The 11,925-nt window shown below is 67.1% G+C and carries 9 protein-coding genes and 1 rRNA gene (1 of these 10 cut by a window edge); 1 reads left to right on the top strand and 9 read right to left on the bottom strand.

The window, feature by feature from the left end; translation table 11 throughout:
- Positions 1 to 1,388: ribosomal RNA gene (locus AB8P05_RS21970) — 23S ribosomal RNA — on the top strand (it extends 1,358 nt beyond the left edge of the window).
- A gap of 149 nt (positions 1,389 to 1,537) precedes the next feature.
- Here AB8P05_RS21970 and AB8P05_RS21965 read toward each other — a convergent pair.
- The 9 genes from AB8P05_RS21965 to AB8P05_RS21925 all read right to left on the bottom strand — a co-directional run bounded on the left by AB8P05_RS21965 (position 1,538) and on the right by AB8P05_RS21925 (position 11,923).
- Positions 1,538 to 2,644, bottom strand: coding sequence for a GNAT family N-acetyltransferase (locus tag AB8P05_RS21965; protein ID WP_472760355.1), 1,107 nt, complete (start codon positions 2,642 to 2,644; stop codon positions 1,538 to 1,540).
- Entirely contained in the window at positions 2,641 to 3,657 is a 1,017-nt protein-coding gene (nadE, locus tag AB8P05_RS21960) for an NAD(+) synthase (RefSeq protein ID WP_455174247.1), read from the bottom strand. Before nadE ends, AB8P05_RS21965 begins: the two co-directional genes overlap by 4 nt.
- A 55-nt stretch (positions 3,658 to 3,712) precedes the next feature.
- On the bottom strand, positions 3,713 to 5,752 hold the full coding sequence (gene asnB, locus AB8P05_RS21955; protein WP_472760354.1) for an asparagine synthase (glutamine-hydrolyzing): 2,040 nt from the start codon (positions 5,750 to 5,752) through the stop codon (positions 3,713 to 3,715).
- Positions 5,753 to 5,808: 56 nt separating this feature from the next.
- Positions 5,809 to 7,452 carry a class I adenylate-forming enzyme family protein gene (locus tag AB8P05_RS21950; protein WP_472760353.1) on the bottom strand — a complete coding sequence of 548 codons (1,644 nt, stop codon included), beginning with the start codon at positions 7,450 to 7,452 and terminating at the stop codon, positions 5,809 to 5,811.
- Between the two features lie 64 nt (positions 7,453 to 7,516).
- Positions 7,517 to 7,810, bottom strand: a complete 294-nt coding sequence (locus AB8P05_RS21945; RefSeq protein ID WP_014188245.1) for an acyl carrier protein — start codon at positions 7,808 to 7,810, stop codon at positions 7,517 to 7,519.
- A gap of 332 nt (positions 7,811 to 8,142) precedes the next feature.
- Positions 8,143 to 9,075 (bottom strand): polysaccharide deacetylase family protein, encoded by a 933-nt coding sequence (locus tag AB8P05_RS21940; protein ID WP_472760352.1) that lies wholly within the window; start codon positions 9,073 to 9,075, stop codon positions 8,143 to 8,145.
- Between the two features lie 87 nt (positions 9,076 to 9,162).
- The gene (locus tag AB8P05_RS21935; RefSeq protein WP_472760351.1) at positions 9,163 to 9,783 is read right to left on the bottom strand and encodes a glycosyltransferase; all 621 of its coding nucleotides are present in this window, start codon (positions 9,781 to 9,783) and stop codon (positions 9,163 to 9,165) included.
- The gene (locus tag AB8P05_RS21930; protein ID WP_472760689.1) at positions 9,756 to 10,331 is read right to left on the bottom strand and encodes a glycosyltransferase; all 576 of its coding nucleotides are present in this window, start codon (positions 10,329 to 10,331) and stop codon (positions 9,756 to 9,758) included. Before AB8P05_RS21930 ends, AB8P05_RS21935 begins: the two co-directional genes overlap by 28 nt.
- A 377-nt stretch (positions 10,332 to 10,708) precedes the next feature.
- Positions 10,709 to 11,923: a glycosyltransferase family 4 protein gene (locus AB8P05_RS21925; protein ID WP_472760350.1), complete on the bottom strand. Its 1,215-nt coding sequence runs from the start codon at positions 11,921 to 11,923 to the stop codon at positions 10,709 to 10,711.
- Positions 11,924 to 11,925 lie beyond the last annotated feature (2 nt).

Below are 11,925 nucleotides of genomic sequence, written 5' to 3'. Positions count from 1 at the left end.
AGTCGATGGGAACCACGTTAATAGTCGTGGGCCTGGCGGAGGTGACGGATTGGAAAGCGTGTACGATCTTATCGGATTGATCGTGCTGTGGACCGGTTCCAGGAAATAGCCCCGCCGTATAGACCGTACCCCAAACCGACACAGGTGGACTGGTAGAGTATACCCAGGCGCTTGAGAGAATGGTGTTGAAGGAACTCGGCAAATTGCCCTCGTAACTTCGGAAGAAGAGGGCCCCGTTGTGGCGCAAGCCATGGCGGGGGGCACAGACCAGGGGGTAGCGACTGTTTACTAAAAACACAGGGCTCTGCGAAGCCACACAAGGCGACGTATAGGGTCTGACGCCTGCCCGGTGCCGGAAGGTTAAGAGGAGAGGTGCAAGCCTTGAATTGAAGCCCCGGTAAACGGCGGCCGTAACTATAACGGTCCTAAGGTAGCGAAATTCCTTGTCGGGTAAGTTCCGACCTGCACGAATGGCGTAACGACTTCCCCGCTGTCTCCAACACCAACTCAGCGAAATTGAACTCTCCGTGAAGATGCGGAGTTCCCGCGGTCAGACGGAAAGACCCCGTGCACCTTTACTACAGCTTTGCAGTGGTGCTAGGGACTTCATGTGTAGGATAGGTGGGAGGCTTGGAAGCATGGGCGCCAGCTCGTGTGGAGCCATCCTTGAAATACCACCCTTGAAGTCTCTGGCATCTAACCGTGGCCCGTGATCCGGGTCCGGGACCCTGCATGGCGGGTAGTTTGACTGGGGCGGTCGCCTCCCAAAGTGTAACGGAGGCGCGCGATGGTGGGCTCAGAGCGGTCGGAAATCGCTCGTCGAGTGCAATGGCATAAGCCCGCCTGACTGCAAGACTGACAAGTCGAGCAGAGACGAAAGTCGGCCATAGTGATCCGGTGGCTCCACGTGGACGGGCCATCGCTCAACGGATAAAAGGTACGCCGGGGATAACAGGCTGATGACTCCCAAGAGTCCATATCGACGGAGTCGTTTGGCACCTCGATGTCGGCTCATCACATCCTGGGGCTGGAGCAGGTCCCAAGGGTTCGGCTGTTCGCCGATTAAAGTGGTACGTGAGCTGGGTTTAGAACGTCGTGAGACAGTTCGGTCCCTATCTGCCGTGGGTGTCGGAGTTTTGCGAGGATCTGTCCCTAGTACGAGAGGACCGGGATGGACATACCTCTGGTGCACCGGTTGTCACGCCAGTGGCATGGCCGGGTAGCTAAGTATGGACGGGATAACCGCTGAAAGCATCTAAGCGGGAAACCCACCTCTAAACCAGAGCTCCCTTGAGAGCCGTGACAGACCATCACGTCGATAGGAGGCATGTGGACGGGCAGCAATGTCTGAAGCTAAGCCTTACTAATCGCTCGATCGGCTTGATCTCACCGAACGCCATGCACAGCGGTAAGCCGCTCCATGGACGTCATCGAAGACGCATCCCGTCACTTGAAACTCGATTTTATCGCGCTCAGCGAAAAGGCCGCCTCCCTTGTGGGAAGGCGGCCTTTTCGCGTTTTGTGCTTAGCGTATCTTCTACTCACCCAAGCCCTTGAAGCCCATGTCGCTGTCGGCGACGGTGACGAACCAGTTCTTGGGATCGCCCGTCGGTCCGGCCAGTTCCGGCTGGTCCAGCGCCGGCCGCACCATCATGCGGGTCGGCGTGCGCAGGCCGTTCTTCAGGCACAGGAAGCCCATCATCGACAGCGGCCGCGCCGCCTGGGCGTTCAGCGTCCGGCACATCAGCGCGACCATTCCCTGCCGGCGCGCCAGCTCCGTCATCAGCGAGAAGGCCGCCAACAGCCAGCCCGGCCGGGCCAGATAGTCGCAGACCACCCCGACCGGCTCGCCCTTCCAGTGGTCGACCCGCAGCACGACGTAAGCCAGCACGGTCTCGCCGCGCATGACATAGAAGCGGCGGAAGCGGTCGGCCTGCGGCGTGGCATCGAAACGCCAGTTCAGGAAGGCCCAGTCGCGCCGTGCGATCACCGGATGCTGCGCCGAGGCGGCCTCCCACAAATCATCCACCCGGTAGTCGAAGCGGTCGATTTCCACCAGCCTGGCGCCGAGCAGCTTGGCTGACAGCCCGTAGCCCATGGAGGCAGTGGCGAGCGCCGGTTTGCCGATCCGGGCAACCAGCTTGGCCAGCCCGCCGCCATAGGGGCTGACGCGCAGGCAGCGCAACGGATCGATCACCCGCAGGTAGGTCGGCACATTGCCGAGGTCGAGCCAGCCGGCCCGCTTGTAGGATTTGTAGGCGGCCTCCGTCATGGACAGCGACACCGCGAGATCGCTGGCGCTGGAATGGGTTTCCGACAGGGCGGGACCGACGCCGCGCAGGCGCCATTCCGGGGCGACCATCAGGTCGATCGCCCAGGAGGCCCTGCGATTGCGGTCGCCGACCTTCAGGGCGAACGGAATGCCGCCCTGCTGGCCGACGACGGCACCGTTGCGCTTGCACAGCCAGAGCTGCGGCCCTTCATGTTCCCGCTCCGGCGGCTCTTCGAACAGCCAGTGGAAATGGTCGGGACACAGCTGTATGGCCTCGGCGCCGAAATGCGCCCGCTGGAACGTGTCGAGGGCGGCACGGTCATCCGGCTCGTACCGTGCGACGCCACGCTGTTTCCAGTCGATGACGCTCATGCCTCATCCCCAACGGACACCGGCTGCACCAGATGGGCATCGCGCAGGATGCGAGCGGAGGTGCGGCGCTTGGCGGTGATGTCCTTGTAGACGCGGCGGACCTGCTGCACCGTCAGGTCCAGGGCTGCCGCCGCTTCCTCTTCCGTGGCGCCGCGGCCGTAGGCGCAGAGCGCCAAGTCCAGCTTGTCGTAGGGGAGGGCGTAGTAGAACTCCTCCTGCGACTGCGGCAGGGTATAGGTGTCGGTGCTGGGCGACTGGGCCTGGATTTCCGCCGGCAGGCCGAGATAGGCCGCCATCTGGTAGACCTGCGACTTGTACAGGTGGGCTATCGGCTTCAGGTCGGCCAGACCGTCGCCGCCGCGCACGAAGAAGCCCAACTCATACTCCAGCCGGTTCGGCGTGCCGAGCACGGCGTAGTTCAGGCGGTCGGCGTGGGTGTATTCGACCGTCTTGCGCATGCGCTGCTTCAGGTTGGTGGCGGCGACCACGTCGAGATAGACGTCGACCGGCATGCGGCTGGTCTGGCGCTCCCCCTCCGGCGATTCGACGGTCAGGGTGAAGTAGTTGACGCGGTCGGCGTCCAGCAGGTTGCCGGCCAGACCGATCTTCTGCTTCCAGCCCGGACCGAATTCCGGGAACAGCCGGCGGATGGCGTTGTCGCGCCGCTCGTAGCAGCCCAGCGCCTCCAGCGGGCCGGTGATGTTCTCCATGACGGGCGTGACGCCGAGATGCTCGCAGAGCAGGGTGCCGAGACGGGTGCTCTTCGGCGAATTCTCCTTCTCCGGCATCAGGATGCACAGCACGCGCTCCGGTCCCAGGGCGCGGACGGCCAGCGTGGCGCAGACCGAGCTGTCGATGCCGCCGGAAACGCCGAGCACGATGCCCTGGCGGCGCAGATCTTGGGCGACGATGCGTTGGATGGCGTCTTCGATCTCGCGCGCCGCGGCCGCGCAATCCAGATCGAGGGCCTTGGAGTCGAACTGAGCGAGGGGCGAGGACAGGGCGTTCAGCATGGTCACGGTTCCCGATGGGGGTTGATGCATCGTCGGTCAGAAAGAAGCGCGGCGGTCAGGCCGCGGTGGATTGCTGCGTGGTGGTCCGGGCGTTGCCGACCAGATCCTCCAGCACATGAATTTCTGCACGGTCCAGGGCGTCGCGCTGCTCGCGCACGCGCTGGGGAAGCTCGTCATGGACGTAATTGGCCAGCATCTGCAGGGTCAGCGTGCCGACCAGGGCCATCTCCTCCCGCTCGCCGCCCATGCGGCCGTTCTGGCGGTGGGCCTTGTCGGCCAGCGCTGAGACGGCATCCGCGTCGGTCAGGCCGTAGCGGGCGAGCGCTTCTGGCGACAGCAGGTCGCGGACATAGTCCGGGGCGCTGTCGCCGAACAGGGCGGTGGTCATCGGCGCGCGGTAGGGGCGCTTCGGCCGCTGGAAGATCTCGGCCGGCAGATGGCGGGCGGCCAGCCGGCGCAGGGCCAGTTTGTCGCGCAGGCCCAGCATCTTCACCCGGTCCGGCAATGCCGCGCAGAGGTCGTCCACCGCCGGGTCGAGGAAGGGATAGCGGACCTCGATGCTGTTGGCCATGGCGACGCGGTCGCCCTGGGCCGACAGCAGATAGGGGGTCATGAAGGTGGCGATTTCCGCCCACTGGCTGCGGGCAAGCGGCGACCAGCGCGACCAGCCGTCCGGCAGATGGGCGGCGACATGTGCCTCGAAGGCGGCATCGTCGGCGGCGGCCTGGACGTCGGCCGACAGCAGGCGCTGCGACCAGGCGGTGTTCCGCCAGCGGGTGCGGTGGGCGTAGAAGGGCTCGTCCGTCTCCATCATCCCGCGCTTGAAGAAGGCCTGCCACAGCGGGCTGTCCTTCTGGCCGTTGACCGCGGCGAAGGGGTGGATGCGGCCGAGCAGTTTCGGCCGCGCCTTGCTGTCGGGCTGGCGAGCCCAGAAGCGGCGGACCTTGTCCTCCTTGAAGATGTCGTACCCGGCCAGCCATTCGTCGGCGCCCTCGCCGGACAGCACCACGCGGATGCCGCTCTCGCGCACCAGACGCGACAGCAGGAACAGCGGGGCGGGGGCGGTGCGGACCAGCGGTGTCTCGCCATGGCGGATCACGTCGGGCAGGGCGGCCTGGATGTCCTGCGGGCTGCAGAGGATGTCGTGATGCTCGGTCCCGACATGGCCGGCGACCAGCCGCTGCTGCGGCGTCTCGTCGAAGCCGGCGTCGGTGAAGCGGACGCCGAAGCTGTGCATGTGGGTGGTGTCGAGCTTGCGGGCCAGCGCCGCGATCACCGAGCTGTCGAGCCCGCCGCTGATATAGACGCCGACCGGCACATCGGCGCGCAGCCGCAGGCGGATGGCGTCGAGCAGCTTTTCCTCCAGTCGGTCGGCCGCCTCGTCCAGCGACAGGGTGGCGAGCGAGGAATCGGTGGCGAAATCGGGCTGCCAGTAGCGGTCGACATGCAGAGCCAGCGTGGAGTCGACGCGGATGGCGGTGGCCGCGGGCACGCTCTCCACCCCTGCGAACACGCTGCCGTGCGGCGCGGTGCTCCAGTGGGTGAAGACCTGGGCGAGGCGGGCCGGGTCGAAGGCGGGAGCCACCCGGCCGCCGCCGAACAGGGCCTTGGCCTCCGACGCGAAGACCAGATGGTCGCCGCGCCGCGCATAGAACAGCGGCAGGATGCCCAGCCGGTCGCGGACCAGCCACAGCTCGCGCCGCTTGGCGTCCCACAGGCAGATGGCGAACTGGCCGTTCAGCTTGGCCCAGGTGGCGGGGCCGTATTCCTCGAAGGCGTGGACGATCACCTCGGTGTCGGTCCGGGTGTAGAAGCGGTGGCCGCGCGCCTCCAGATCCCGCCGCAGTTCGACGTGGTTGAAGATCTCGCCGTTGAAGCTGATCCAGAGGCTGCGGTCCTCGTTGTGGATCGGCTGGAAGCCGCCGGCCAGACCGACGATGCTGAGCCGCGCATGGGCAAGCCCGATCCGGTCGTCACGATAGAAGCCATAGCCGTCCGGGCCGCGGTGGCCCAGCATGGCGATCATGCGCTTCAGCTCGTCCAGACCGGGCGGTTGGGCATGCGATCCTGCGAGAACTCCGGCGACACCACACATGAGCGTGCTCTCTGTCCTGGGGTGGGTGTTGTTGCTTTGGGGAGGTAGACCCCCACCTAGCCTCCCCCGCTGGGCGGGGAGGGACTGCCGCCGCTTTGTCGATCAGGCGCCTGTCCCCTCTCCCGCGTAGCGGGGAGGGTTAGGGAGGGGGCTTGCGTCCGCACTTCCCCCACCAGATCCGCCCGCCTGATCTTCCCGGAGTCGGTCTTCGGCAGGCTGTCGCGGAACTCGATGAACTTGGGCACGAGATGGCTTTCCAGCCGGCCGCGGCAGTGCTGGCGGATCGCCGCCTCGGGGATGGCGGCGCCGTCGCGCGGGACGATGAAGGCCTTGACCGCCAGCCCGTCGGCATCGTCGGGGACGCCGATCACGCAGGCCTCCAGCACGCCGTCCAGTTCGTACAGCGCGTTCTCGACCTCCTTGGGGCTGACCTTCTCCCCGCGGCACTTGAACACGTCGTCCTTGCGGCTGACGAAGTAGAGGTGCCCCTCGGCGTCCTGGGTGAAGAGGTCGCCAGTGAACAGCAGCGTCTCGCCATGCGGGCCGCGGCGTAGGCGCCGGGCGGTCTCCTCCGGCCGGTTCCAGTAGCCGCGCATCACGTTGGCGCCGCGCACGACCAGCTCACCCACCTGGCCGGGGGGAAGGCGGTTGCCCTCCTCGTCGGCGACGAAGGCTTCGCAGTTGGGGATGGCGCGGCCGACGGAGGCCGGCTTCGTGTCGAGGTCGGAGGGGCTGAGCGTGCTGATGCGGGTGCAGCACTCCGTCATGCCGTACATGGAATGGAAGAGCGCTTGCGGGAACCGTTCGCGCAGACGGCGGAGATGGGCGGCCGGCAGCGGAGCGGCGGCGTTGGTCAGATAGCGCAGGCTGTCGAGATCGGCGGTCTTCGCCGCGTCCAAGCCCAGCAGGGTGGAGAAGACGGTGGGCACGCCGGGCAGACCGGTGACCCGATGCCGGACCATGCGCTTCAGCGTCTCCATCGGGAAGGCGAAGGAACGCTCCAGCACCAGGGTGAAGCCGACGCGGGCGCCGGTCATCACCTGGGACAGGCCGTAACCGAAGGTCAGCGGCAGAACGCACATCACCACGTCGTCGGGCGTGTTCTCCAGATAGGTCGAGATCGCCCAGCTGGTGTTGACGTAGTTGGCGTGGGTGAGCATCACGCCCTTCGGCCGTCCGGTGGTGCCGGAGGTGTACATGATCGCCGCCAGATCCTGGTCGATCAGTCCGGGATCGGCCGGCGGGCGGTGCTCGGCAGCAAGCGCGTCGGCATAGAGAAGACCGGCCGCACCGTCCGGAAGTCCGCTGCCGACCCACAGGACGGCCGGCGGGGTTTCCACCGCCTCCAGCGCCGGCAGCACCTGCCGGGCCAGCGCCGCCGGGGCGATCAGGAGCCGGACGCCGGCATCGGCCAGCAGGTAGGTCAGCTTGTCGGCCTTGGTGGAGGGATTGACGGGGACGAAGACGCCGCCGGCCTTCAGGGTGGCGAACAGGCCGGCGACATACTCGATGGAGTTCTCCAGCATCACCGCGACGCGGTCGCCGCGGGCGATCCCCGCCGACTGGAGCGCGCAGGCGACGGCGTCGCTTTCACGGTCCAGTTCGGCGAAGCTGCGGCGGGCATCCCCGGCGATCAGCGCGGTGCGATCAGGATCGCGCCGGGCCGTCTCGCCGAGGAACTGGTGAACCAGATGGGCCATGGGATGTCCTTCCTGCCTTTGCCCGTCTTTCGGCGCCGTCTTCGCCGTCAGCGTTTCCGCGGAGTCAGGCGGCGTTGCGGAGTTCCTGCTTGCGGCCGACGAAGGCGGCGATGCGGTCCACGGATTCCAGGTTGTCGGCGATCATGTCGTCGTCATCGACGGCGATGCCGAAGCGTTCCTCAAGGAAGGCGACGACGTGCATGATGCCCGTGCTGTCGATGATCCCCGACTCCAGCAGGGATTCGCTGTTGTCGAAACCGGAGTCCTTGCCGAGCAGGAAGTTCTCCACGATGAACGCGCGGATTTCCGGCAGGGCGGGAGCGGTCAGGGTCGTGTCGGTCAGGGTGGCGGTCCGCATGTCTCTGAAAACTCCTGCTGGGTTCGGTCGACTTGGGTTGCGTCGCGAGAAGGGTGCTGTCGCGGTGAGGGTTCGGTCGAAACGGCGTCCTGGTGCTTCGTCTGGACTGTCCGGGGGCGGGTTCCGGCTGACCCCCTTGCCTGCTGTCCTTCCGTCGTTCCGGCCTTTGATTTCGCATCAGCGTGATATGCAATTTTATTGTGACTATCGCGCTGCTTTGCGAGGGATCAAAGGATAGGAGTGCATTGAAGTCTGTGGTTAGCCACTCTGTTGTCCGGTTATAGGGCCAGTTGACGGTGTCCTACCCTTCGGCATGCGAAAGTAATTGGCGGTCATACGCCTGCCGACTTGGGCTTGGCCATGGTGCCAGTCCATCCGGACATGACCTCTCCGGCTCCGGCATCGGCGGTGCCGCCCTTGCGCTTGCGCAGCCAGGCCGGGATGCCGGTCAGCTGCACGCTGAGCCATTCCACCGTCGCGTCATCGGAGACGGGGAAGGCCTTCAGCCGCAGGGGATCGCTGGAGGCGTCGTTCCAGCCGGGATCGATGGTGCGCGCGGTGCGGTAGCCGGCGCGGCGGATCTCCTCCACCTCGCGGTCGCTGAAATCGCCGTTGGGGAAGGCGAAATGGCGGCAGGGCCGGCCCAGCGCCTCCTCTAGCTCGGTGCGGCACAGCGCGATCTCGTCGGCGCAGCGGCTGTCGTCGCATTGCAGCAGGATGGGGTGGGTGCGGGTGTGGGCGCCGTAGTCGGCGACGTCGGTCATCCGCGCGATCTCGTCCCAGGTCATCGCCTGCCGGTCGGTTCCGTCGCTGTCGGGGTCGTTGCCGGCCTCGGCCAGCAGGCGGCGGCGCTCCGGATCCGGGACGCGCTTCAGCCGCTCCACCCCGATGCCGTCGGCGGCGGGGGTCTTCCACCAGTAGGGACGGGCGGTGCCGACGATCTGGCTGCACAGATAGATCGTCGGCCGCAGGTCGAATTCGCGGAACACCGGCGCCAGTTCGGTGTTGTTCCGGTGACCGTCGTCGAAGGTGATGACCAGCGGATAGGCGGGCAGCTTGTCCCACCGGCCGGTTTCCATCGCGGTCGCCACCGCGTCCAGGGTGGTGAAGCCGTAATGCTTTGAATACCACCGCAGATGCTCGCGCAGCACCTCCGGGGCCGGGTCGTGGTAGACGACGATGGTGACGCCGTGGCGCGCCTTCAGGAACCGCTGCATCGCACCGAACCCCGACCAGCGCACCAGATTGGCGATGGCGTTCTTCATGGTGCATACCCTCCTTCTTGTCGATGCCCCCGGCCGGTGCCGGGTGGTCCGTCTCCGGGCCGGGGGCGGCGGTCTGGTCTTGTCGCTTCAGCCGGTCGTGCTCTTGGAATGGCCCGCCGGTCCGGAGGCCGGCACCGGGCCGGCCGGGACGGCGGGGGCCGTGTTCAAGCTGCGGCGTGAATTGCGGCGGTAGATCTCCAGCAGCCGTTCGCGGAACACCGCGACGTCGAACTGGCGTTCCCAGCGGGCGCGGGCGCCGGCGCCCAGATTGCGGCGCAGGGTGCGGTCGTCGATCACCCGGGCCAGCGTATCGGCCAGCGCCGCGACGTCGCCCGGCGGAACCAGCAGCCCGGTCTCGCCGTCGGCGATGGCGTCGGGAACGCTGCCGACCGGGGTGGCGACGATGGTCAGTCCTTCGGCCATCGCCTCCAGCACCGACATCGGCAGCCCTTCGAACATCGACGGCTGGACCAGCACATGGGCGCTGGCCAGCTCGCGCCGGCAGCCGGCCTGATCCAGCCAGCCGGTGAAGGTCACGCGGTCGGCGATGCCCAGCTCCGTCGCCAGGCTGCGGTAGGTCTCCAGGTCGCCGTCGCCGGCGATGGTGACCTGCCAGTTGCGGTCGCGGCAGGTGGGGGACGCGAGTGCGTTCAGCAGGACGTCGATGCCCTTCAGCTTGATCAGCCGGCCGAGGAACAGCAGGCGCACCGGACCGGCGAAGCCGTCTTCGGCGTCGTCGCGGACGGGGGCTTCGCCGGGCCGGGCACGGCGTTGTGCAGCAGGGTGGTGCGCTGGCGGGCTTCCGGCCCGAAGGCCTCGGCGACCCAGTCGCGCCAGAACTCGCCCAGCACGACGATCTCGCTGGTCATCGCCATCATGCGGCGGATCGCCCAGCGCATGACCGGGCCGGAGTCCTTGAAGTGTTTCGGGAAACGCCCGCCGTGCAGGTGAAGCACCACCGGCACGCCGAAGGCGCGGGCCATGGCGATCAGGATGCCCTTGCGCAGGACGCTGCCGTATTCCGCCATGTGGATGTGGACGAGGTCGGCTTTTCCGGCGACGAAGCAGCCGGCGAGGCGGGCGGTGGCCCGTGCGAAGTAGAGGGGCATCAGGTGGAATTTGCCCGGACCGTAGCTGTCGACGACCTCGAACTTCACGTCCGGGCAATTCTGCCGCAGATCGGTCGTGAAGTTGTCGACCACACGGCCCATTCCGCCTTTCTCCTGGGTGCCGCCGGGGGAGACGATGTAAATCATGTCCACTCCTGATCCTTTCCCGGCCCGCCTTTGCTCTGTCGCGCCCCGGCTTTTGCCGTGTGGCGCCCGTCATTCGACGGCTGTGGCGGGCTTGTATTGTTTTCGGCCTCTGCCCCTTCCGCCCGTCGGTCAGACGCCGGGGGACTGCGCGCTGTGGTGCGGCCGATCGGCTGCCGCCGGTTGGAACGCGCCTCGGCCGGAGGCCGGGCGACGTGCAGGTGCAAGTTTACGCGATGCCGCACCCGCACGCTGTGGAGCGACCGAACGGGTTGGCCTGCCGGTATGGTTACCCAACCTGTGCATGTACAATCTCCATTCCGGTTATACGCTTCCTGATTGTTTCCTACCCCGATCACCGAACCGGCGCCGGGTCGCCGTCACCGCCGTTTGGAGGCTGCGGCGGCCGATCCGGCCAGCTTGCCAAGCTCCCCCGACAGCTCGGTTCCGCTGCGGTCAAGCTCCTGGTAGATGGCCAGCAGGGACTTGGCGTAGGCGTCGATCACGAACTGCTTCAGGAAAAGGCGGCGTCCCTGCTCTGCCAGGCGGCTGTAGAGCGCCGAGTCGCCACCGACCTCCACGATCGCGCCGGCCAGGGCGGCGGCGTCGTTGACCGGGATGATCCGCGCGGTCTCGCCGTCGGTCAGAACCTCCGGGATCGAGCCGACCGGGGTGGTGATGACGGGCAGCTGCGCGGACAGCGCCTCCAGGATCACCATCGGCAGCCCCTCGTGGGTCGAGGGCAGCAGCAGCATGTCGTGGGAGCGGATGTGGGCGTGAGCCTCCTCCCGGCCGATCCAGCCGAGGAAGCTGCATTCCTCCGCCACCCCCAGCTCCGCGGCCATGGCGCGGTAGCCGTCCACGTCGCCACCGCCGCCGATGGTGACCCGGAAGGGCTGGCCGCGCTCCTTCAGCAGGGCGCAGGCGCGCAGCAGGGTGCCGATACCCTTGCGTTCCGACAGGTTGGCCAGAACCAGAAGGGACAGGACAGCCCCCGGCTCCGGCGGCCTGCGCGGGCCCCTGTCTGCACCCATGTCGGCGCCCACATCGGGCACGGCGTTGTAGAGCACGCGGATCTTGCGGGGGTCGGTGCGGACCGAATGGACCAGATAGTCCCGCCAGTTGTCGCCCAGCACGACGACCCGGCCGCAGCGGTTGAACAGCCAGCGGCTGATCGCGCGGGCGAAGGGGCCGCCTTCGAAATACTCGACGAAGGACGCGCCGTGCAGGTGGACGACGGTCGGGCAGGACAGCGCCCCCGCCACCGCCTGCACCGCCGCCTTGCGCAGGAAGCTGGCGCGCTCCGACACGTTGATGTGCACGACCGACGCCCGGCGGCGGACCAGGATCCAGGCCATCCGCGCCAGGGTCACGCCGAGATAGAAGGGTGACAGCAGAACGCTCCCGGTGCCGCGGGTGTCGAGGATGATCGATTGGGTCGTCCCCGTCTTGTCGAACTGGTCGACCACATAGCCCGTCATGCGGCCTATGCCGCCGCCGCCGTCGAGCGCACCCGGTGTCGCGAAGACGACCACGGTGCGCTTTGCCGTTTCCGGCTGGCGGGTGGGGGCACGGCTGTCGTTGATGCTGTCCATGG

The sequence above is a fragment of the Azospirillum sp. VT-I1 genome (genome assembly GCF_055698305.1).
This window is presented reverse-complemented; position numbering and strand designations above follow the sequence as displayed.

Bases quoted from the DNA above. Each gene is read 5' to 3' on its own strand.
- AB8P05_RS21965 (WP_472760355.1), bottom strand. From the start codon at position 2,644: ATGAGCGTCATCGACTGGAAACAGCGTGGCGTCGCACGGTACGAGCCG.
- nadE (WP_455174247.1), bottom strand. From the start codon at position 3,657: ATGCTGAACGCCCTGTCCTCGCCCCTCGCTCAGTTCGACTCCAAGGCC.
- asnB (WP_472760354.1), bottom strand. From the start codon at position 5,752: ATGTGTGGTGTCGCCGGAGTTCTCGCAGGATCGCATGCCCAACCGCCC.
- AB8P05_RS21950 (WP_472760353.1), bottom strand. From the start codon at position 7,452: ATGGCCCATCTGGTTCACCAGTTCCTCGGCGAGACGGCCCGGCGCGAT.
- AB8P05_RS21945 (WP_014188245.1), bottom strand. From the start codon at position 7,810: ATGCGGACCGCCACCCTGACCGACACGACCCTGACCGCTCCCGCCCTG.
- AB8P05_RS21940 (WP_472760352.1), bottom strand. From the start codon at position 9,075: ATGAAGAACGCCATCGCCAATCTGGTGCGCTGGTCGGGGTTCGGTGCG.
- AB8P05_RS21930 (WP_472760689.1), bottom strand. From the start codon at position 10,331: ATGATTTACATCGTCTCCCCCGGCGGCACCCAGGAGAAAGGCGGAATG.
- AB8P05_RS21925 (WP_472760350.1), bottom strand. From the start codon at position 11,923: ATGGACAGCATCAACGACAGCCGTGCCCCCACCCGCCAGCCGGAAACG.